Source organism: Sphingobacterium zeae, assembly GCF_030818895.1.
Taxonomy (GTDB): Bacteria; Bacteroidota; Bacteroidia; order Sphingobacteriales; family Sphingobacteriaceae; genus Sphingobacterium; species Sphingobacterium zeae.
Genome location: NZ_JAUTBA010000001.1, coordinates 2543862 through 2567858, shown reverse-complemented (window position 1 = coordinate 2567858; position 23997 = coordinate 2543862). Strand labels below are relative to the sequence as shown.

Sequence of the window (23997 nt, the reverse complement as noted above, 5' to 3'; positions counted from 1 at the left end):
TTATGCAAAGGAAACTAGCGGGCAATTGGCAATTCCATTTATTATCCACCATCCTCAAGGGCCATTTCATGATATCGCCTACAGAGGCACAAGGTCTGTTATCACAGGCCAAAGGTATCATTGCTAATAATGGCGTTTTCTCCAATCAGATCCAGGAACTTAAAGAAATTGATATCCGCGCTTTCTCTGCCGGGTCTGATGACGAGGTGACAGCCGAAGTTGATACGGAGCAGAAACGTGTTGTGGTGTTGCCAGTCAAAGGTGTAATGCTGAAGTATGGCACCATGTGCACGTACGGCATGGATGAGATCGCCCATTACATCCGACACTTTGCTGCCAAAGAAAATGTATCAGGTATCGTCCTGGATATCGATACTGGAGGTGGTGCCTGTAATGCTGTTCCTCCACTACTAGATGCGATCAACTATACAAAATCGCTCAATAAACCTATTGTGTCGGCTATTGATTCCGCCTATTCTGCCGGATACTGGACAGCAGCTGCGACAGATCGTATTTTCTTAGACAATGATACCGTATCGGGTACAGGGTCTATCGGTGTCATGATCTCTTATCTGGATCCTATTCCCTACTACGAAAAAGAGGGAGCCAAATATCACGAAGTATACGCCGATCAGTCGCCAGATAAAAACAAGCCATTCAAGGAGTTTTTAAAAGGAGAATACGACCTGATCCGCAAGGAGATGCTCAATCCGCTCGCCGATAAATTCCACACAGCAGTGAAAGCGGGCCGACCTAATCTTAAGTACGATGCACAGGGAGTGCTGACAGGGGCAACCTTTGATGCAGAGCAATCTATTGCACTCGGTCTGGCTGATCAGCTGGGCGGGCTTAAAGCCGCTATTGACTATGTCAACATCCAATACTGGACAAACCATAAATAATTTTTCATCCTAAATCCACTCACTATGAAGTTTAATCAAATCAAAGCGATTTTCTTAAAGGCAATTGGTTTGTCGGCAATGCCTGACAACAACCAATTAACCGAGGAACAGGAAACAACTTTGAAAGGAACCTACGGCGAACCGGCCCTAGCAAAATTCAAAGAAGGCTTAGCCTCTGAAAATCCGGAAGCAACTGCACCTCAGATCCATGATGCTGTCAAAGAATTTCTAACTCCTGGGGCCACTGAAGCTGCTCAAAAAGTAGCTGCTGATCTTAAAACTGCTTTGGCGAAAATTGCCAAACAGGAAGAATTGATCGCAACGCTGATGGATACTCCGGAAGATCTACCAGCTGCTGAAGGAGTTCAGGAACCGTCTAAACCAAAGGCATCCAAAAGCTTTAACATTGCTGCTACAGCCTCTCACTATGTTGCTGCTTTAGCTTTAATGGGCGCAGCTACAATGCAACCTGCTGCCGGAGCAACAATGGACGTATCACAGGTGCGCACAGAGTTTGGGACTTACCTCAGCCAGAACAATAATAATCTAGAGATTATTAAACAGCTTTTTGGCGGGTTCACCTCATCTCAGTATTTCAAATCTGTGCCGGCTGTTACTGAGTTCCGTTCAATTCAGGCGCAGATCAATTCCGTCGTACAACAGTTTACCAACAAATGGACACCTAAAGGCCAGACCAAGTTTACGCCTCTGACCATCGTTAACCGTCGCCACAAGATAAACGTGCCGATCGTACCTTCTGAAGTGCTTGACTCATACCTTTTCAAATTGTACGATGAGCAGGTATCGCCAAAAGATATGCCGATCACAAAGTACATCTGGCAAGAGCTGATCTATCCGCAGATCCTGGAAGACATCGAGTATAGAATGATCTTTAAGGGTAAGTATGTGGAGAATACCGATCCGAACAAACCTACAGATCCTGAGGATTCAATGGATGGTTTGGAAACGATCTTAGTTCAGCAAAAAGCCTTGGGCGCCAATGCGAAAGTAAATTTCACATCATTGACCATCAACTGGAAAACAGCTACGGATGAACAGGTAATGGCATTTTTCGAAGCTTTCGTCGATGAACTGAAACCACTGTACAAGAACAAGAAAATGAACTTGTACTGTGCGCCGGAGGTTTTGACCAGATACGAACGTGCTTACAAAAAAATCTGGGGTACCAATTCCGGACAAGTCGGTGACTTCGGTACGCGTCGTATTGATTTCTCCAATGTTACTGTAGTTGCCTTGGATGGTATGACAGGTTCACCGATTGTATTCTCTACGGTAGATGGTAACATGGTGAAGCTCCGTCATAAAAACGAAGCGCCAAATGTAATCAACCAGGTGTACGAAGCGCCTTATGAAGTGTGGCTTATCGGTGAGTTCTGGCTAGCTGTAGGCTTTCAGATCGCTGAAGCAGTATTTGCCTATGTTCCGGACAACTATGATCCTCAGGCTGAACTCCCTGATTCAAGAAAATTCCCTGACGGTACACTACCGGTAACTGGCTCTGAAGGGTCAGGCTCCGCTGGCGGTGGCGTATAACAATCAACCAAAATCACAGGAGGGGCTTCGGCCCCTTTTATCCATTCACAATCAACTAACTAAAATAATATGGCAATTAAAGTTTCACTGCGAAAAAAATCAGCAGCACCAAAACCTAAAGAAGGTGTCATCCAACTGGTACATTATGATGATATCGCCACTTTTCCTGCCCGTACTGAAGATGATATCGTTGTCACCGGAAATATTACCCTAAAGCAAGGTGCAAAAGCAATTGCTATTGAGGTTACAGCACAGTCTATCGATATCGCAAATGATCCAGACGGAGATCCGGATGCTGAGGGCGTTGTTCAAAAATTGGTTTTTGAGCATCCCGGAGTACAGGTGGACTCGGAATTATTTTTCCAGAAATACCTCGGTAAACCTTTCATCGCCCTTTCCAATGACTGTTCTGGAGAAGGTACCCGCGTAATAGGCTGGAAGTGTAACCCTATTTACTTATCGCCTGCCGGTCAGGATAACAACGACGCTGCAAAGACTACGGTCACGATGGCACAACAGGTGCGGTCAAGGCTTCGTGCTGGATTCTACAGAGGTACCGCTATTCCGAATGAAGATTGGAATGACGTTGCAGGATCTGCTGGATCAGGCGGTGCTGGAGTATAAAACAAATTAGTAAACTAAGTGCCGGTAACCTGCCGGCACTCAATACAATAAACCAATGAACTTATCAGAAAAAGAAAGCAAAGTTTTAGCCTTGGTCATTGCTGGGGTATTGGTTGCCAGTGCTATCGCTGAGCAATCAGAGCTATCTGTAGGATCAGTCAATGCCGTATTAAATTCGCTTATCAATAAAGATTTGCTATTACGTAATGAAGATAAATCGGTATCGCTTACAGCAACAGGTGTCGAATATAAAAAAAGTCTTAACGAAAGCGATCAAGCAGCGAAAGATGCTAAAGGCGAAGAAAACAGCTCAACAGATCCTACGCACATCGAAGGGCAGCAACCTATCGCTGTCGTTATTCCGTATCTAAAATCAGAAGCGGCTGGAGAAGAGCTCCGTTATGCGCTGCGCTCCTGGGCTGATCACTTCCTCGAAGATCATCGCATTATTATTGTCGGAGACAAGGAAGATTGGTTTTCTCCGGAAATTACGCACGTTCCACTGGATCCGGTATTGATCTTAGAAGACTGCAACTGTGCTGCTCCTGCTGAAATCAGAAACCCACAGGCTGACGTGACGCATAAAATCCTAACGCTGATCGCCTCGGGAGAAGTAACTGGCGATTTCATTTTGACAAACGATGATATCTATCTGGCAGGTCCTACGGCGTTGATCGATATCCAGGTATTGAAAGCTTTTGGTGATCTGGAAGATCATGCCAAAGGAACGTCTCTGTTTTGCCAGAATTCCCTGCGTACCAAACAGGCATTGGCAAAAGAAGGATTATCCACGCATCATTACGGCACACATACACCGATGTTTGTAAACGCTGAAATCCTTGCGGAAGTGATTGAGAAATACAATGCCACTGAAAAAGGGTATCTACTGACATCGTTGTATTTCAATTACCGGTTCCCCGACGCGCGTCCAATCCAGATTACGGGTAATATCAAAGATGGTGTACTTGCATCTGTTTACCGCGACAGCGTTGAGCCTGCAATGATGTGGGATCTATTCCAGCAACGGAAATTTATCAACTGCAATAGCAAAGGATGGCTATCGGTCAAAAATGTTATTGCAAAAGTATTCCCTCAACCTTCCAGATATGAGCAATAATAAAAATTTGGCTTCCAGCATTCTAGTGATTGCTGGAAAATACGGTGTTAAAACGGATGGTGATTATTTAGAATTCAACAAGAATTCGCCTAACATTCGTCTAACTGAAAATTTTCATCTGCATGAGTTCCTGACCAAAAATCAAAAGAACTCATTTACGCGCATAAATGCGAATATCATTGCTGAAGTTCAGACGCTCAGGGACGCATTCGGGTCACCTATTGGTATATCTAGCAGTTATCGATCTCCGGAATATAACCGATCAGTGAATGGAGCTACTTCCAGTCAGCACATACTGGGTAATGCCCTGGACACTTATCCTTTACATAACGATATCGCCGGTTGGAAGAAAGTTGTCAAGGAGAACAAAAAGTCCGGCGGTATCGGCTATTACAAAACGTTTGTTCACATCGATACAGGTCGTACTAGATTTTGGAACGGTTAATGCTTTCATCTTTAGTTTATAATTGGTTATTAGGCGGAGCTGACCCAACGGTCGGCCTTCGCTTATTTATGGACTATACGGATCCGAATAAGTCGATCGCTAACATTGTATCAAAGAATCCTGAAAAGCACCTACAGCTTATGAAAACAGCTTTATTCAGGAAAGCGGATATACCGCTTGATTTTCAGGTCAACAAAGCTCATATCGAATCAAAAGCGGCTGTCATAGCAAAGACACAAGAGTCTAATCGAAAGGAACAATATAGAGTGCGGACACAGTGGCCATTCCTGGCTGATCCAGATTGCCCGCATGAATTAAAACTGTTGATTTCAGATAAGATCACCATCTATTCAAATTGTGTAAAAACCTACGAATCATTATCTGATGCAAAAGAAAACGAGCTGTGTGATAAACTACGGATCCTCGTGACCAACTTCGTCGATAATCACAGGATATACCAGGAACTACAGCACTACAAAAAAACGAAAACCACGCTCGGTGAACACCCGATATTTGCCCAGATCAAGCGGATCAAAGATCTTCGTAATCTCAATACCATGGAGCTTTTCAAAAAGAAGAAAAATATTGAAAATAACCTCTGGAGAACTAAAGCAAAACTGAAAAAAGAAAAGCGCGAAGATCTTGTCCGGCAGCGCAACGAAAAAATTAAAGAGCTCCAGATGCAACTGGCCGAAGTTAACCGGCTGCTGGCATAAATTTCCGTCCTTTCCCTGCCACTATGTTAGTGGCATTTTTGTTTTATGGAGGAAAACAGACCCATAAAACACGCTAATCTTAACCTATCTGATGAAGAGTGGGACAAATTGGAAACCCTCTCCGCCCTGGGATATTCCAATGATAAGATCGCTACCTATTTCGGTATCAACAAAACCGTCTTTAGACAAGTCGCTGAAGACGGCAACTCCTTTTTAGCAGAACGTCTGGAAGCAGGTAAGCTCAAACAGGATATGGACGAACGCCTTGCCCTGTACAGCGTGGCATTGTCCGGAGACGTACCGGCACAAAAGCAGATCCATGAGATCAAGCGCAGCCGTGCGTTCAAGATATCCAAGATGGATATCTTCGGAACGTTCGAACATCGCCATATCCTGGAGAAATTAAACGATTATATACAGGCAGGAAAAGCGATCGCTGATATCAGTGTCGAGGAGCAGCTCTACATCGATGCATTAATTTTTATCCGTGACATGGACAGTATCTACGGCCGTCGTGCTACTGTTGATTTCTTCGTCAAAAATTTTGGATTAAAACATCAACGCGCATCGCAGATGTATGATGAAGCGGTAAACCTGTTTTATGGCGACCGTAACATCAATAAAAAAGCCTTGCGACATAAGTTTGCCGAACGTTTGGAAATGGCCGCAAACGTAGTTGCTCAAAATGCCGAATCATCACGGGATTATGAAGTTTACGGAAACCTGACCAAACAGGCAGCGACACTTTTGGAACTTGACAAGCCAGATGTCAACAAGCTTCCAAAGGAAATGTACCTACCTCCTATCAAAGTGTTCACCCTCAATACTGAATTGGTTGGCCTTCCTCCTATCAACCGGAATGATCTCGCAGCAGAGATCGACGCACTCGATCAGCCTGAGTCTGTCAAATCGAATTTACGCCAGGATGCGATGCTGGAACCGATCAAATTGCTCGACAAGTTTGACATCATCGAAGAAGAATTTAAAAAATAACATCCCTAACCCATGGCTTGGAGACCGAAAATAAAAAAGACTGTAGATACCGCTATTGCATACATGAACTGGCTCGCCCAGATGGCACTGATGATCCTGCCAAAATTTCTCTACATGGTATTGGGACGTGGATCTGCTAAAACAACAGAGATCGTTGTGGAGCGTCTGATCGCCATGGCAGAGGATATGCCCGGAGCGCCCATTGTGTGGGTGTCTGATACCTATTCCAACCTACAGAAAAACGTGCTGCCGTCAGTATTGGAAGGGCTCGAACGAAAAGGCTATAGGGAAGGTATTCATTACGTTATTGGAAAGCAGCCGCCCGAATTTTCGGAGGCAGAGAAAGAAGATCTGCCATCGGAATTAAGAGAACATTTCTGGAAGCCATACAACAGGCTGGTCACCTATAAACATACCATGATCTGGTATACCGGATTAAACGTGACATTTGGATCACTGGATCGTCCGGCCAGTTTGGCCGGTAGATCGTATGTGCACGTGATCGGTGACGAAGTAAAATATTTCCCTGAGCATAAGATCGCCAACCTGATGAAAGCCTTGCGGGGGTATATCATAAAGTATGGTAAATCACCCTTCTATCTTGGCCATACATTCACCACCGATATGCCCAACACAGCCAATATTGGAGAGTATGACTGGATCTTGAAGCAGGTCAATAAGATGCGCAAGTGGGGAATACTGCGGGTATTGAAAGCTGCTTTTGTACTGAATGAAGCTATCCAGGAAAGGATTTATTATCAGCAGCGAAATGATCTGGAGGAAACAGCCAAAAAGCTTCGTACAGAAGAGCGGTGGAGAGAACGATGGCGTATGGCCCGCATGCATAAGGATGGCAGCACGCTGTTTTTTATAGCCTCTTCCCTGGTCAATGTGGATATCCTTACCCCAAATTGGTTTGCGGATGCAGTTGCCAGTGATCTGGGTGATGTGGATACAGCGATTCTATCGCTTAAGCCTTCCCTGGAATCTGGCGACCGCTTCTACGCCAACATTGCGGACTTTCATTTTTATAAGGACGGGCTCGATCCAAAGTGGCACGACCGTTTTGGTATTGCTGATATTGCAGATTGTCGGGAATTAAAATATCTCAACAGGAAAAGAGCGATTGAGGGCGGTTTGGACTTTGGTAATATGATGTCATTGACCATTGGTCAGCCTAAGCCAAACAATGAGTATCGTGTATTGAAATTTATGCACGTCCTATCGCCAAAACATATCGTCCATTTGGCAGCTGAATTTCGGGAGTATTTCGACACGCAGGAAGAAAAAGTGCTCAACCTCTATTATGACCGCGCCGGTAATAACCAGAAAGATGCTGGAGTCGATCAGGCCACAGCATTTAAGAATGCCATTGAATGGGTAACCAATGAAAAGACCAAAACAAGAACCCGGACAAAATGGAAAGTAAATTTGCTTTCTAGAAACCAGGGTATCATCCCGCAACAGGAAGAGTATATATTTATGCAAACGATTTTTGGCGGATACAACAAAAAACTGCCAAAGATATTTATCGATATGTACCAGTGCAAACCACTGAAAGCATCTCTTGAGCTGGCACGTACTAAAATCAAGCCGACTAAAACTGGTGGCAAGATGATCACGAAAAACAAAACATCGGAATCACTTCCGATACATCGTCTTCCCATGGAGTCAACCAATCCGTCAGATAGTTTTAAATACCTGATGATGCGCCGGGAGTGGCGTGCCCTCGTCAAATCCAAAGCGACCAATATCGAAGATACGTCATCGGTATAGATCGACCGAACTGTCCTTTATCACCTTACCTAGAAAGAGCACCTTTGAGTCAAAACAAAGGTGCTTTTATATGACTATTTACGAGGCGATAGCCGAAATGCGGAGACTGTCCAAATTGAACAGGTCGTTTTCTTTTAGCTTTTACAGCTATTCGCTTAGCCGTAACCATACCTCTGGGATTGTTACCGTTCACAATGCCAGGCTCAGAAAAAGGGGCCGTGTAGAGGACAATCAGTATGCTGAGCTGCAGGAAGAATATATCAATCTGGACACCATGGAACCGCGTAAATTCTGGCACTGTTGCCTGCAATCATTAAATGGACAATCACTCACATTTATCACTTCAGAAGATGGACAATAAACCTCAAATAAAACCAATATCCAAAGATGCTGTTGCTATCCATCTAGCCGATGGCGACGTGTACACGATATCATCCAATTACAAAACTGACTACAACTTTTCTACGAGGCTAGCATCATTTACGAATAGCTGGGAATCTGATCCTGCTATCGTGATGGGAAAAGAGATCGTGCCGTATGGCCACAATAATGATCTTCCGACAATCATCAAACGCGTCATGGATAAGTCCAACATCGGCCCGGGTATTTTAAAGCGAAAAATTGGTTTACAGTATGGTGACGGCCCAAAGTTGTACAAAGAAGAAATCAATGAGGAAAATCAGGAAGTCCGCATTCCGGTTCGGGATCCGGAGATTGAAGCCTGGCTGGAGTCATGGGATTTTGACCGCTATCACGATATGATACTGACTGAATTTATGTATGGCGAGGGATTCTTTTCGCGCTGGTACCGTAACCGTACCAATAAGCTCTCCGATGATCAGCTAGACGATATCGAAGCCATGGGCATCAAGACAAAAAACAAGATCCTCAAACTGGAATGTGTCCCTGCTTCCTGGGCGCGTTTAGGCTGGCCAAAACATCCGGAGAAAAGGTTGGAGAATGTCGATACGATTTACGTGGGTGATTTTGAAAACAATTGTATGCGATCGGGTATTGCGACTTACCCTGTCCTGGACAAAAAGAAGCCTTTTAAAAATCGTGTTTCCATGACCTACCATAACTTATACAGTTATGCCCGGACATTTTATTCTATCCCATCCTATTACGGTACCATTCCCTGGCTAGAGACGGCAAGCGACATTCCGGATGTGATCAATTATCTCACCGATAACGGGATCACGGCAGCTTATCATATCCACAGTCCGCAAGCATATTGGGATGACAAGCGCCAAAAATTTCAGGATAGATATCCGGAGGAAACCGACGCGCAGATCGATAAGCGTTTGGAGGATCTAAAGACCGAACTCTTCCAGCGTATCGCAAATACATTGGCCGGTAAAGCAAATACCGGAAAGTTTATCCAGACGGTAGATTTCTACGATATGGATGGAAACCTCTGCAAATGGACGATCGAGCCTATCGAACAATCGATCAAAGATTTTATCGAAGCGCAGGTCAAAATATCAGAGAAAGCTGATTCGGCGGCAACCTCCGGTATGGGATTGCACCCTACCCTCGCAAATTTAGTCACCACAAATGGCCTAAGCGGTGGAAGCCAACAGCTCTACGCCATGAAATTCCATGTGTTAACGGATGTGAATAAGCCCGAAAAGGTGATTTTTCAGGCTCTAAATGATGCTATTGCGATCAATTGGCCGGATAAAAAGCACATCAAAATGGGTTTTGCGCGCAAAATCATCATGAAGGAAGATGAGGTGTCGCCCAAAAACCGCGTAATAAATAACGTATAATTTAGATACATACATTATGTTGATCAGAACGACACAAGAATTAAAAGAATTGACGGGATCCTGGTATGCGTCGAATGAATTTGATCCGATCAAGCAGGATATCGAAGACGAAACGGATGATCTGGCTTTGGTCGTAGGTGATGATATCATTGACAAGGCGAAAGAAATACAGGATAAAACCGATCCAAGCGAAAATGAGCAGAAATTGCTGAAGCTGGTCAAACGGCCGATAGCCATCATGGCTGCATTGCGTTTCTACCAGTCCAACTTAGTTTCACATGATCAGTCCACCCGGAAGATCAAGATCGATAAGGATAACGAATCGGTTCCCTGGGAATGGATGCTGGATAAGGATGATGAAGCTCATCTCAACAAGGCGCAGCGGGCAATAGACAGATTGATCTCATTTTTGGACAAGTCGGATTTCACCGAATGGAATGATAGTGACGCTAAGAAAGAAGCAAAATCATTGTTTGTCAATTCGACAAAAGTATTTGGCGAATATTATCCGATCGATAATTCGGCTCGGTTTTATTACATGGCCATTCCACTGCTGCGCGAAGTACAGACCTTGCATTTAAAAGAGGTTATGGGTGCTGACTACAAAATATTGCTGGATGCTTTTCAGGAAAATGAAGAGCTATCAGACTATCAGGTAACGCTATTGGATTATGCGCGCCGTGCCCAGGCTCTGGCCACAATCGCCTTGGCAGTACGCCGGCTCAATGCGAAGGTATTGCCAGAAGGCATTGTTAAAACACTCAAATCATCATCCCAGACCGTCAACGCCTCACGCGCTGCCATTACCAAAGAGATCGATTATTTCAGCAAGCGCATGGAGGCAGATGCCTTTACATCGATCGACAAGATCAAGCGCTATCGCTTTCGCAACAGTGCAGAATATCTTCAATACCAGATGCTGCCAAATCACGATCCTAACGATAAATTTCTAAGCACCTAGCCGTATGAATACAATCGAGATCCCCGAAAAAAACATTGTGATCGAAATTCCTTCCAGCTGGGATGAGTGTTCGTCTGATCAGGTTTATTTTCTATTGGAAAAAGCTTTTAAGGTGATATCGGGGAAAATGTCTATCGGCATGTTCCGGATCGTAGCTTTTCAGCATTTCACCGGCTTAAAATTTGGCACGTCCTATCGGATCAAACAGCGACTGGGCCTCAATCAAAAAGTCAATTCGGAAATTGCACGGCTTTCGAAAATATACTGTGACTGGATTTTTGAGGAAGACGACGACCAATATCAATTGACCTTTGATTCGGTGATCAATTATTTTCCGGAGATAAAACGATGTTATGGCCCGGCTGATCTCCTGGCTGATCTGACCTTCGGTGAATTTCAGCAAGCCTTGGTATTGATGAATGAATATACGGAAAGCCAGGAAAGCGAATCTCCTACCGATCAACCGCTGTACGGATTCATAAAGCTGCTCTATCGCCCAAAGGTAAAAGGGCAGCGTGTAGCGTTGACGGGATATCGGGATAAAGCAACCTTTAAATCCGTGCCGGACTGGAAGCTTAAAGTTACCCTGATGTGGTTTACCAACTGCATACAGGCCATTAAAGAAGAAGACCTGCACCTAAGTGGTGTTGAGGTTAATTTTAGTCCGCTATTTCCGGCTGAAGAAAAACCCAGGTCAAAACGAAAAGGGCTCAATCTTGGATGGAATGGAATTTTGCTGGATGTAGCCGAGTCAGGTGTATTTGGAAAAGCAGCTGAAGTGAATGAAACACCGCTCTACGAAATATTATTCTACCTACTCAAAAAGCAGGATGATCACAAACAATAAATGGACGCAATAAATAAAAGCAGATGATAAACGTAAACCAATTTAAGCAGCTGTGCGCCGATATCGTTCCGGCTGTAGGAATAAACGGCTATGTAATGGCCAGTACATACGAACAGGGCACAAAAAAACTTAAAGATAAAGCCGGATTAATCTTGGTAGGCGTATATCCTGCCTATCATTTTGAGGGGAATGTGGACGGTAGCTCCACGGTAAACGAGATGTTGCTGTACATTGTCACCAGACAGATTGAAGGTGGCAGCGACGATCAGGAAATAAAGCAATATGCTGATACGCTCGAAGCAATGATCAAGCTAAAAGATTACCTCTTTGGCACAAAAGAAAACAGCTATTGTCAGAGATTTCCACGTATTGATGCAGAATCATTACAGATTGATCCTGAATACAATATATTTGGTGGTTATATTGGTTATTCAATCAAATTTACTTGTTAACTTTACAGTATGGGAATCCTTAAAAAATTAAAGAAAAAGCCTGTAGGTGTCAAAATAGGCAGTGCCGCAAACCTGTTTTTGTTGATCGATAAAATGAAAAACAACAGGATCTTAAAAACCACAGACACTGGTGTTTTTTATACATTTCCGGAAGTACTCCAGATGGGCCATAATCCGGAAGCTCTGTTGCGAAATTTTTATATCTATGGCCGTAGTACGGATTTGTTGAAAGAAGGCGATATCCTAACCATCCGAGATATAGACGATCCACATGCAGCACTAGCAACAGTGCTTGCAGATCATGTAAAGATCCTTGATCTACCAAAAACAGATGAGCAACATGCTAAACCCTAATTGCGAGAAGGGTTAAATACCGACTTTGCCTAAAAAACTACCGACATATGAGCCTTTAACTAACTAAAAAAGGCTCAAAAACCTGTTAATCAATCGATTTTAGGGCTGCAAGCAAAACGCCTTTTTTGCTCACTCAAGATCGACAGCAGCCCGCCCTGAGGGTGGGATGCACTTGCACCCGAAGGAAAAAAGGGTGAAATATGACGACACCCCTTAAAAAACGGCCTTTAAATCGCTTTAAAGGCCGTTTTTAATGCTATATATCGATTTTTCGATCGGCAAAATCGACGAAATCAGCGCCCACAGGCCATACTACCGACTTTGAGGCCTCACCCCCTGTCCTTTCCCCTGCCTGTTTGCCTATCTACCTTCGGATATCAACACGAACAGCATGTCACTTGAATCTACATTTATCCGAAACGTACTGAAGGAAGAGGGCCAGCGTTTGAAGCGTAACGCAGGCAAGGCGATATCCAGGGAGGTTAAGTTTCATACCAAACGCCTACTGGATGAACGGACCGTCAAAGTACTTGACACACCTGCCAGCGGTGGTACGCTTGTCTACACGGTACCGGTCTATAACCGGCTACTGGATATCAAACAGGAGCGCAAGAAAAAGTCGGGCATCGGCACGTCCCTTCGATCCCTTCGTATTTATAATCGCTTTGTTTACGGTGCTTACTACTCTATTGCCTTCAGGGTAGCCAATGACTTTACCGATGAGGTGAAAGCACAGATCAGGCAGATCGGAGGTGCCAATGGCTAAGAAGCTTTCAACAGAAGATTTGGTATTGAACATTATCGTCAACGGTAATAAGGCGCAGAGTGAAATTGGTAAGCTAGCTAGATCCCTCCGTGATACCAAAGCCGACCTCAAGGGTGCTACCGAAGAAATGAAGCAGCTGGAAAAGCAGGGAAAGACCAATAGCTCCAGGTATCAGACCTTACGCGCTGAGGTGGAAAAATACAATGCTGCCATTGCTGAGGCGAAACGTAAACTCAACGAACTGAATCAATCGTTAAAGCTGGAGGATCAGAACGAGAAGCAGCTGGAGCAAACGCTTAAACGGTTGATATCCCTCCGTAAACAATCGATCCCAAATTCAGAAGACTATCAGTCCTATCTGGCGCAGATCGAATTGGTGCGAAATAGGTTGAATGAATTACGCCAGGGGGCAGAAGGTGCCGGACAGGGCATCATGAATACAGGCGATAAGCTGACCCGATATATCGGTGCGCTCGTGGCGGGTGGTGCTTCTCTTACAGCGATGTGGAACGGTATCAAGGCCGTGAGTGAGGAATATCTGAAGTTGGATGATATCCTCGCCGATGTCATGAAAACGACCAACTTGACCCGGGGCGGTGTTGAGCAACTGAATGATGAACTTGAAAAGATCCAGACGCGAACTAGTCAGGATGATTTGCTCGGGATAGGTCGTATAGCGGGTAAATTGGGCTATACGGAGATCAGTGAGATCACGGAGTTTGTCGAAGCCAATAATAAGATCATAGTAGCCCTAAATGAAGATCTGGGCGGGAACGTTGAGGAGACGATCAACAAGATCGGAAAGCTGGTCGATATCTTTAAGCTGAAAGATCTGTATACCACGGAAGATGCTTTCTTAAAAGTTGGTTCGGCCATCAACGCGCTTGGTATGGCCAGTACGGCCAATGAGGGTTATATGGTCGAATTCTCCCGACGTATGGCCGGTGTTGCTCCATTGGCCGGTGTGACCATTGAGCAGATTCTCGGACTCGGTGCAACGCTCGATCAGCTCGGGCAAACGGAAGAGGTGTCGTCTACGGCATTATCGAAGCTATTTATCAAAATGTCTAGCGATGCCGAGACGTATAGCAAATACGCCGGTATGAGTATTACCGATTTCAAAAAGCTGCTTGAAGAAGATTTCATGGGCGCTTTCGTGAAGGTGATGAAAGGGGTTAAAACCAATTCAAACGGCATTAACGAACTTGCGGCAACATTAGGCGATCTGGGCGAAGACTCCGGACGTGTGGTCGGTGTATTAGGTACCTTGGCCAACAATGCTGGCATATTGGAAAAACAGATCGAAATGTCCAACCAAGCTTTTTCGGATGGAACTTCGATCACGGATGAATACAATATCAAAAATCAGACAGCAGCTGCTCGTTTGGAAATGGCCCAAAAGGAAGCGTTAAAATATCGTCGTGAATTGGGCGAAAAGCTTTGGCCAGTATTAATCGAGGGTAATAGCATTCAAACAACTTTCCTCAGGATTCTTTCCTCTACTGTTGGCTTTTTGATTGACAACTATAAAGCGATAAGTATCCTTACCGTTGCCATTGCCGGATGGACGATTGCTGCTAACTGGAATGCAATAGCGCAGTATGCCCAGGCTAAAGCGACAACTGTTGCCACTGCTGCCACACGTTTATGGAATGCAGCACTATTGGCCAATCCCATCGGATTAGTGGTGACTGCTATCGCGACACTGACAGCGGCACTTTATTTAAAAGGCCAGCGGATCAGTGCGGCCACTCTATTTCAAGAAAAGTACAACGATGCGCTTAAACAGGGCGAAAATGCCGTCGAAGCAGAGCGCGGAGCTCTTGAGCGAAATTTAGCTGTTGCAACCGACAAGAACCGCTCAGACAAGGAACGCATAGCAGCTGTTAACCAGCTACGTAAATTAATGCCAGATCATCTTAAAGCCTATGACGATGAAGCGATCAAAGCAGGTAAGGCAACCAAGGCTGTCAAAGAATACGTACAGGAGTTGATTAAGCGTTCGACCCTAACGGCTATGCAATCCAAGTTAGATGCACTGGCGGTTGAAAAGCGGGATTTGCTCGATGCAAAACAACGCGGGTTTAATAAAGCATCTTTTAAGGAAAGATGGGAAGCATTGAACGGAAGCACCTTCTTTTCCGCGGATTGGGAAAAAGCATATAAGGATGATGTAAACCAGCGTATCAAAGCGGTAGAAGTTCAGGAAATGCGATTTGGACAGGAAGTGCTAAAAATTCAAACGGATCTCGCTAAGGATCTTTCAAAGATTCCTGGATCAGAGGATGACGGTAACAGTAATAAAGTTACCAAAGGAGATAAAGAAGCGGAGAAAGCTGCTAAAAAAGCTGCCAGAGAAGCGGAGAAGGAACGGAAAGCGCAAGAAAGAAGAGATAGTCAGATCGAGAAAGAGCAAAACTATTGGGATAATATAGATGCTGTCGAAAATGAGGGTATGGATAAGCAACTTGCCGACCTCGAAAAAAAATACAAAGAGTATCTGCGTACGACCAAAGATAATCTTGAAGGCCGTCAAAAAGTCGCTGAGACCTATGCGGCACTCCGTTTGAAACGTGAGCATGAGATTGACCAGGAATCGGCAAAGGCGGAGCTGGATCGCCAAAAGCAAGCAGCTGAACAAAAAGCCCAGCAGACAGCTGCTGATCTTGATAAGGAATATTTGCTCAAAATTCAGGCGATCAACGAAACAACCCTTTCAGAAGAAGAGAAGAATGCGAAGCTTAAACTGTTGGAAGAGGAAAACCGGATTGCGAAAGAAAATGCACAGCAACAGGATCTGATGACCAGATACATGATGCTGGACGCAGCTATCGCCGTCGGTGATCTGGAAATTGAGGAAGCAAAACGTGTTGCGAGTGAAAAAGCCAAAATACAAGAGCAACTCGTCAATTTATCCATTGCCCAGGCACAACGTGAAATGGATCGGCGCTTACAGATAGAAAAGCAATTAAAGGATGCAACATGGAATGTTAAGATTGAAACAGCAAAAGCTTCTGAAGCAGCTTTTCAGGTTGTAGGTCAGTTTTTTGAAGAAAATACAGCAGCGGCTAAAATATTTTTAATCTTGGAAAAAGCTGCTGCGGCAGCCTCCGTAATTATATCTTTACAGAAGGAAATGGCGGGATATTACGCCGCTTCATCTACACTTGGCCCCATAGGTACTGCAATTGCAGCTAAGCAAGTATTGGCTGCAAAAATTAGAGCGGGCATCTCCCTTGCAACGATCGCTGGGACAACTATAAAAGGAATTACGGCAAAATCAAGTAAGTCTTCATCCAGTAGTAGTTCTACATCAAGTTCGTCAACATCCAATCAAAGAGTGTCAGGCCGTGAAGATGGCGGGTACTTCGATGTGACCAGGGAGCAGGATAAAAAAGAGTTCCGGGCAAAGAGCAGTCCGAAGCAACGTGGATACATAGGCAAACCTACTGTGCTCGTCGGCGAATCCGGACGTGAATGGGTCGCTAACGATAAGCTTGTCACCAATCCGACAACGGGGCCATTAATAGCATGGCTCGATAGTGTGCAGCGCAATGGTGCGATCAACCCGGCCATGCTATCCAACGTGATCCGTTCGACAATGATGCCAGGTCGTGCCACTGGTGGGTCGTTCTCCAATAGTGATAGTAATTCGTCTATGCCTTTCTATGATCCGCGTATGATCGAGGTGCTCGATACGCTTTCAACTCGGGTCAATGAGCTCGGCGATAAGATGCAAAATATCCGTGCTGATGTATCCCTGCTCGGTAAGAATGGTTTTATCGAACAGATGCGCCAATTGGAGTCTGATCAGAATGCGGGCACCCTCTAATGTCCTTTAATAGAGCATAGCACGGATTTACCTTCGTGTTATGCTTGAAATAAAGGTTAACAATATCAATATTGATCTTCCGGAAGATATTTCGGTTGCTATCACCGTCGAAAATCCGATGTTTACAACGGAAAAATTACCGTTGCCTTTTTCACTTTCCTTTGAACTCCCCCCGACCCCAAAAAATCTAAAGGTATTCAAACATATCAATCGATTGGGATCGCATAATGGTGATAGTCTATTTCAGCCCTATTCATGCCAGATCTATTTTCAGTCGATATTAATCCAGGACGGGGTAATGAATGCCACAAGTGCTGAAAAATCGATCAAAGTCCAGTTCACCGGTGTCGATTTCAATGAGAACCTTAAAAAAGCCTTATTTACAAAAGACCTAGGAACGGCCAACTTTCCCGGAAGTTCATCCCCCGGCTATAACGTGTCGAGCTCATACTATTATAGCTATCGCCAATGGGCCACCGCTCACTCATACAATACGGCAAACGACTATATATTCGCTCCGATCGCTGTAAAAACCAAAGAGGACGAATTCGGATACTATTCAGCAGATGTCAGAGGATATGCAGATCCGCGGGATGGTAAGATGTATTATTCCAACGTGATCAACCAACCCTATTGGATGATCAGGGACATGTATCTCAATAGCTTCAATGCCAACAATCAAAGTTTTTATTATCCAGGCGGCCTCGAAGGTTATCATGCTTTGATGTATCCGCAATTCCGGATCGGTTATATCATCAATCAATTAATCGGATCTGCGCTGATATCATCGCCTTTTGATATAGGCATATTGCGTGATGTGCTGCTGCCTACTTTTTATCTGCCCAAAGTCGGTAATTGGTCGATGTATGGCCCGTGGATATCCTCGGATTACGGTCAGGTTCCTGCCTACCTTAAATTGCAGGATGTTATGCCCGATATCGATGCGAACAAGTTTCTTCAGATGATCTTCAATGTGTTTTGCATGACCTTGCTTGCCGAGAAAGGAAAATTTAAGATCGTTCAGAATAAAGATATCCTGACCAGGGCGGTTAAACATAATTGGTCTGACAAAATCATGTATCAGGTCGATATATCGTCGGATTCGGGGAAATTTTACGATTATGGATTTAACGATCGTAAATCATTTGCCGACAATGTCGGGTATAGAACAGTAGCTACGCTGGAAGCAATGCACGATGATCACTTCGAGCTCGTCAATCATGAAGATGTATACGAACAGCTTTTCTATATTTCAAGTACACAGCAGTACATCATGAAAAAAGGATTTTGGAGAAGAGTACTGACCGATAATGAAGAATCGTGGGAATTGATCGCTGCTTATGAGTTCAAAGGCTTTGCGCCGGTCAAGCAGCCGGACATTGGAGATCGAGATAAGTACAATGCCCGGACGGATATCACCCAACTCTATCTGATCCCGTCGATCTATTTTCCGGATATGACTTTGCATCCAAATGACAAAAAATATTGGATTGTACCGAAATGGGATCCTGATCAGGGTGACGGCAGTACGATTCTATCACGTAATGTCCGATCTTCTGCCCTGTCGCTATTGCTTTATGCTGGTACCAAGCAGGTAGATGGAATGACCTATCCATTTTTATCGCCGTATGAGAATGCGAACCTCAGTCTGAATTGGGAAGGTACCAACGGTCTTTTAAACCAGTTCCACAAAGAGTTCAAGGCTTGGATTGAGAAGTCAAAAGTTCGGCTTAATGGAACTTTCCTCCTATCAGCATTGGAACTTAACCGGCTATCGATCATAGATAAAGTGCACTTTCAGGGGCGCAACTTTTACATCGAAAAATTGCAGTATACCATACGCCGGGATCGCATTGATCCGGTAGTGGCCGATCTGATCGAAGCCTGATCCGTTGTCCTTTAGTATTAAGCCATATAAAAGCATTTTTGAACATGATTAAGATATTCCAAACCATTTTAGCCGGACTGCGAAAAGATGTAAAGCTGACGCTTATGGCTCTTACATTGGCCGTCCTGATATCTTGGGGAATATCGGGCGAAGTACGTGTGAAGAGTAGCCGGGAAAATTGCGATGAAGACCGGAAAAATGACATTAAGGAAAATGAAGAATTAAGGGCCGAAATCAGGGCCGTTAATAAGAAATTTCAAGATGCCTTTTTCGAACGGGAACAAATGCAGCGCAAGGCATCAGAAAACGACTCGGCTATACGAGAAACAGCACAAAGAGACATTAATAAAGTATTACCATGAAAAAGACAACAAGCATCATCCTAATAGCAGCTTTCATTATTTCCCTTGTTGCTATTGTTATTTTGTCCAGGAATTGGATAAAATCGGAAAAAGAGTACAGTACATTAAAAAATTCCTATGAACAGGCATTACTGTCTGGAAAAGGCGCACCACTTCACATCCGCGATACGATCTACGATACTGTTGCAGGCACAGTGACGTACATGTATAATCCTATACAGACCGAGAAGCCGGTGACGAATTATGTTTCAAAAGGCTTGGCCGATACTTTGGCTCGCGCCCTTGGCGTGGCAACTGAAAAGATAGACCGGCTTCAGTCGGAACTGGTGAGTATAAAAGGTAAAGGCAAAGGCGAACGATACATCGATACGATTACAAAAACCAAGTGGTTAGCCATGAAGGATCCAGTTTTTGATGTAAAAATCAACCTGGAGAATGATTCGATATATACCGGCGCTACCATCGCGCTCGACCGAGCCTATGCTCCCTATAAAAAGAACATCTTTAGCCGATATGAATACCGTAGCGTTATTAGAGCTCGGGATCCGCGGGTAACTATCTCCAATCTCTATGATGTCAATAAAGTACCCAAATCACCACGATGGGGAATTAGCTTTATTGGCGGGCCAGTTGTTACGCCTAAAGGCTTATCGTATGGCGTTGGACTTGGATTGACTTATGACATAATATCATTTTAATATGCTTTCTATAAAGAGCTATCCTGGTGCATTAAATTATTCGATCAGTTTGCCGCCGATCATAGTGGCTTCGACACAATCAGAAGTCACCGTAAAGCTATTGGATGGTGCTACGGAAGTAATTCAGGAAACCTACAACCCGTTCAATCTGACAACTCCATTAGTGATTAAGTTCGGTTCGCTGATCGATGACCTATTGACCATCGAAAAACCTTCCGCTGATCTGGTGACGATCCATGATCAGGGATTCCGGACATACACTTTTCAAGTCATCGATGCAGATCAGACTTTTGAAAGAACGTTTAAAGTGATCAAAGGATTTTGGGTACGTCAACCTGTCGATATCGAGTTTAAGACAGCAAACTTTTGGCTTAATATCGCGAGCTTGCCGCAATCTGTCAAAACACATCAACCGGTATACCTCACGGCCTTACCCGCTTCCGATATCACAGTAAAAGTTGACTGCGTTTATGATGATGGAAGTAAAGCCACATATACGCACGGATCCCTGGTCGCTTCGAAACTTCAAACGATTGATGTGGCAGCATACCTGATGCAGCAAAAGTCCACAAAGAAGCTTATTCAGTATACCGTGTATGGTTTGAAGGGTACGGCATTACAGTTGGCCAAGCAGGTTTTTATTGTTGAGCATTATAATCACCTGATCCATGACTTTTTCGTCTGGAGGAACCGTCTGGGCGGCTTTGATTCCCTGGTCATGTCCGGAGAAGAAAAATCCACTTTTAAAAATGAAACCTCGGTGGCATTGATGGACGAATACAACATCGAATATGGCGGTACCAGGACACGTACCGTAAAAAAGAATTCAGGCTATATCCAGAGCCGGCAGCATCGAATGATGTTGATCGACTTTGCCTTTTCAAAACAGCGATATCACTTTTTGGACGGTGCAATGCGAGCGATCAACGTAAAGGATCCAGCTGTCGATATCACCAAGAACTCAGTCAACGAGGTTGACTTTGAATTCACCTATTCGGATACGCTCCTGGCCTATCCATACTTAGATCAAGCACCTAACTATTTACAACTATAATTTTACGATAATGAGCGATAATATTTTAGAACCTACCATTAATGGACTACCGCCGGTTACTGACTGGCAAAAAGTATTTTTGGCACTGCAACAAGCCAATGAAGCATTTTTAAGAGGTGCGACATTAAAAGATATTGGGAAACAAATCATCGGAGATGTTGAAATACAAGGCTCTGATTTTTATGACTTACCAGTGGCTACTTCTTCGACACCAGTTGCACTTCCTATTCCTACGGTTCCTAATAAGTTCGGTTTTTTAGCTAATGGTAAGTATAGCCAGCCCACTGGAGTATCATTAGAATATAGCGCTACGCAATGGGGGCTTACGTTATTTGATGGGACTAAGTGGGTGAAGAAGTTTACACTAGAGCTTCCACAAATAGACACGTCAACATTAACGCCAAAGACTGATTTCAAAGCATTGGAAGAAAATTTATATGGTGATAGCAGTGTTCCTCTATATAAAAAATATAGGGACAACGCCCAAGTTAACCCTGATACCATCGGAGCTGTTGTAGGTGGTGCTGCACTTGGTCTCGCGGGCACAGACAAGGGGCAAATATATGCTCCACCAACTGTACCGGCAGGAACATACACATGTTATGTTAAGATCAATATTTCAAATAAAGGTCAATTACTTGATTTAGGTTACTGGCGACAAACAACTATGCTGGGTACTATTTTAGCAACTGATATACCTTTAAATCAGGATTTTGAGTTCGTATTTCCTTTAGTAATTAGCGAAATAACAACTGGTATAGTTTCTCAACTTCGGACTAGATATCAAGAAGGTAGTACGCAACCTGCAACCTTTGTTATCAAAGATTGGAGTATATTTTCCGGAGCTCATACTTTGAAAGAAATTCAAGATTCATTTCTTCCTGTAGATAAAACGAAAGTATTAAAGTCAAAATTATCGGATTTCGCCACATCTGCTACTGAAGCAGATAGCGCTAAAACACTTTCAGGCGACTTCTTTGTAACTCAAAAAGACTATGTAAGCAAGGTCACCCCTAAATGGGATTCTCCAAGAGTGGTTGAGTATAATAGTTACACAGGATCTGCGACTAATTATTTAACGAGAACCGGAGGAAAATTACAATTCGGGGGAGCTGTGGATTCTTTTACGGGTTCTTCGGGGGCTCATAGGTTATGGGCGGGTGTGGATATTACTCCAGCGGTATATGCTTCGGCAGCCAAATCGTTCTACATAGTTGTAAAAGGTACGATAAAGGTAAAGAACGTAAGAGATTTTATGATTAGAAGCGGAGCGAGTCGTATTAGTGTTACGATTGCTCAAGATCTTACTAATAGCCTAACACCAACAGCTTTTAAATCAGTAATTGAAATATCTTACCCTGTTGGAAGTTCAACAACAGATAGGTATATATTTACTGATTACACAGTTTATGCGGGGCAAACAGAGGTGGCGTTCGATTCAGTTTTTGAAGTGTTTTCAATTTTTGAAAAAAATGATATTACCTCCAAATTCTCCGATGACGACTTCGTAAATGCTGCATTGGGAAAATATGAAAAACTGAATGATAGATTAATCCCCGAATCAGTTCCATCAAAAAAATATGTTGATGATAAGATCAGCGAAATTAGTGGAAATATAAGTGCGGCACCATCTAGCTGGGATTTTGTTAAATATGGTATCTTGATGATTATTGGTGATGGACAATCATTAGAGGATGGAAGTGGTGCGGCTAATAATACAGCGAATATTGGTAATGCCATTGCCTTTAATGGTGGAGTAACAATCGGTAATTATACACCGAATACATCTTCCCTTGTAGAAGTTCCCGACGCTGACTTGAATTCATTTGTGCCTTTAAATGATGCCCCGGCGGCAAGAGGAGGAACTCCTATTGTAGCAACATTAGCTGCCTTCAATACATTGTTAGAAAGGGAAAATAATATTAAACTTGCTGATTACGGGAACAAATATCTTGCTTTAACTGGCGGTGTAAGCGGCGCCTCAATTGAATACCATAAGAAAGGTACCCAGTCATATATCAATATTATTAAGGCTGTTACCAAAGCTAAACAGATAGCCAATGCCCTCGGGCAAACGTTTGGAGTTCCATTTTTATTCTGGGCTCAGGGTGAAGCTGATCGAGGACAAGAGAAGAATTGGTATTATACTAGACTGAAACAGTTGTTTGAAGATTTCAACACAGATATTAAGGCGATAACAGGTCAAACGGATGATGTAAAGTTCATCACATATCAAACATCGCCTTGGAAGGAACGTTGGTATCCTTCTGGAGCCTTAACACAACAGCCAGGAGATTTAGCAACTGGGCCACAGGGTATTGGTGTTCAGGCAGCACAAGTTCAGCTTGCTAATGATATGGCTAACGTCTTCCTATGTGGTGCTATGTACCAATTTCCTTATGCCGACTATTTTCATCCGACCGACCGTGCAAATGTAGGTCAACAAAGAGGGGTAGCCATGAAAAGGATAGCTGTTGACGGCGTGAACTTTAAAACTTTTCAACCTATTTCTCATCAGGTTGTTGGTAGTGGTACCAGTTATTTTATTCACCTAAAAATGGACGCTCCTGTATTGCCTATTAGATTAGATGTAAGCGGTGATCCTTGGCATAACCCCAATGGAAAGCAGGTTAATTTTGGTTTTAGAGTCATGTCTGGAAGCTCAAATATTATTAAATCAGAGCCTTATCTAATTGGTGGGAATACCGTTGTAATCCCAGTTAACGTTAATCCTGCTGGTGCTATAATTCAATATGCTGTAGATGGGCACTTCGGTGGAGGAAACTTATGTGACTCCCAGAATATCACCATTAGAAACAAAAATATTGACTACAAAATAGATAATTTTTGTATCGGATTCGATGATTATGTTTTGTAAAGTAAA

The 23997-nt window shown here is 43.7% G+C and carries 21 protein-coding genes; all 21 read left to right on the top strand.

The features are described 5' to 3' along the window. The first annotated feature begins 2 nt into the window (after positions 1-2). Complete coding sequence (locus QE382_RS10645) at positions 3-902, top strand: S49 family peptidase (RefSeq protein WP_307185863.1); 900 nt, start codon at positions 3-5, stop codon at positions 900-902. A gap of 24 nt (positions 903-926) precedes the next feature. Next, positions 927-2456 (top strand): hypothetical protein, encoded by a 1530-nt coding sequence (locus QE382_RS10640; protein WP_307185862.1) that lies wholly within the window; start codon positions 927-929, stop codon positions 2454-2456. Positions 2457-2525: 69 nt separating this feature from the next. Continuing rightward, on the top strand, positions 2526-3080 hold the full coding sequence (locus QE382_RS10635; RefSeq protein ID WP_307185861.1) for a hypothetical protein: 555 nt from the start codon (positions 2526-2528) through the stop codon (positions 3078-3080). 55 nt (positions 3081-3135) lie between these two features. Further along, positions 3136-4197, top strand: a complete 1062-nt coding sequence (locus tag QE382_RS10630; RefSeq protein ID WP_307185860.1) for a helix-turn-helix domain-containing protein — start codon at positions 3136-3138, stop codon at positions 4195-4197. Continuing rightward, a complete protein-coding gene (locus QE382_RS10625) occupies positions 4187-4642 on the top strand; it encodes a YcbK family protein (protein ID WP_307185859.1) in 456 nt (151 codons plus the stop codon). The genes QE382_RS10630 and QE382_RS10625 overlap by 11 nt, the downstream gene beginning before the upstream one ends. Further along, the gene (locus tag QE382_RS10620) at positions 4642-5358 is read left to right on the top strand and encodes a hypothetical protein (protein WP_307185858.1); all 717 of its coding nucleotides are present in this window, start codon (positions 4642-4644) and stop codon (positions 5356-5358) included. The genes QE382_RS10625 and QE382_RS10620 overlap by 1 nt, the downstream gene beginning before the upstream one ends. 45 nt (positions 5359-5403) lie before the next feature. Continuing rightward, the gene (locus QE382_RS10615; RefSeq protein ID WP_307185857.1) at positions 5404-6351 is read left to right on the top strand and encodes a hypothetical protein; all 948 of its coding nucleotides are present in this window, start codon (positions 5404-5406) and stop codon (positions 6349-6351) included. Positions 6352-6363: 12 nt separating this feature from the next. Next, positions 6364-8127, top strand: a complete 1764-nt coding sequence (locus QE382_RS10610; RefSeq protein ID WP_307185856.1) for a hypothetical protein — start codon at positions 6364-6366, stop codon at positions 8125-8127. Positions 8128-8197: 70 nt separating this feature from the next. Further along, a complete protein-coding gene (locus QE382_RS10605) occupies positions 8198-8488 on the top strand; it encodes a hypothetical protein (RefSeq protein WP_307185855.1) in 291 nt (96 codons plus the stop codon). Next, a complete protein-coding gene (locus QE382_RS10600) occupies positions 8478-9899 on the top strand; it encodes a hypothetical protein (protein ID WP_307185854.1) in 1422 nt (473 codons plus the stop codon). Before QE382_RS10605 ends, QE382_RS10600 begins: the two co-directional genes overlap by 11 nt. 16 nt (positions 9900-9915) lie before the next feature. After that, entirely contained in the window at positions 9916-10860 is a 945-nt protein-coding gene (locus tag QE382_RS10595; protein WP_307185853.1) for a DUF6712 family protein, read from the top strand. A 4-nt stretch (positions 10861-10864) separates the two neighbouring features. After that, positions 10865-11707: a hypothetical protein gene (locus tag QE382_RS10590; protein WP_307185852.1), complete on the top strand. Its 843-nt coding sequence runs from the start codon at positions 10865-10867 to the stop codon at positions 11705-11707. A gap of 23 nt (positions 11708-11730) precedes the next feature. Further along, on the top strand, positions 11731-12159 hold the full coding sequence (locus QE382_RS10585) for a hypothetical protein (RefSeq protein WP_307185851.1): 429 nt from the start codon (positions 11731-11733) through the stop codon (positions 12157-12159). Between the two features lie 9 nt (positions 12160-12168). Next, positions 12169-12513 carry a hypothetical protein gene (locus QE382_RS10580; protein WP_307185850.1) on the top strand — a complete coding sequence of 115 codons (345 nt, stop codon included), beginning with the start codon at positions 12169-12171 and terminating at the stop codon, positions 12511-12513. Between the two features lie 391 nt (positions 12514-12904). Beyond that, complete coding sequence (locus QE382_RS10575) at positions 12905-13279, top strand: hypothetical protein (RefSeq protein WP_307185849.1); 375 nt, start codon at positions 12905-12907, stop codon at positions 13277-13279. Then, entirely contained in the window at positions 13272-17111 is a 3840-nt protein-coding gene (locus QE382_RS10570) for a phage tail tape measure protein (protein WP_307185848.1), read from the top strand. Before QE382_RS10575 ends, QE382_RS10570 begins: the two co-directional genes overlap by 8 nt. A 40-nt stretch (positions 17112-17151) precedes the next feature. Further along, entirely contained in the window at positions 17152-18999 is a 1848-nt protein-coding gene (locus tag QE382_RS10565; RefSeq protein ID WP_307185847.1) for a hypothetical protein, read from the top strand. Between the two features lie 44 nt (positions 19000-19043). After that, entirely contained in the window at positions 19044-19361 is a 318-nt protein-coding gene (locus QE382_RS10560) for a hypothetical protein (RefSeq protein ID WP_307185846.1), read from the top strand. After that, positions 19358-20059: a DUF6808 domain-containing protein gene (locus QE382_RS10555; protein ID WP_307185845.1), complete on the top strand. Its 702-nt coding sequence runs from the start codon at positions 19358-19360 to the stop codon at positions 20057-20059. The genes QE382_RS10560 and QE382_RS10555 overlap by 4 nt, the downstream gene beginning before the upstream one ends. Before the next feature lies 1 nt (position 20060). Continuing rightward, positions 20061-21113, top strand: coding sequence for a hypothetical protein (locus tag QE382_RS10550; protein ID WP_307185844.1), 1053 nt, complete (start codon positions 20061-20063; stop codon positions 21111-21113). A 10-nt stretch (positions 21114-21123) separates the two neighbouring features. Next, positions 21124-23991, top strand: a complete 2868-nt coding sequence (locus tag QE382_RS10545; RefSeq protein ID WP_307185843.1) for a sialate O-acetylesterase — start codon at positions 21124-21126, stop codon at positions 23989-23991. Positions 23992-23997: the final 6 nt, after the last annotated feature.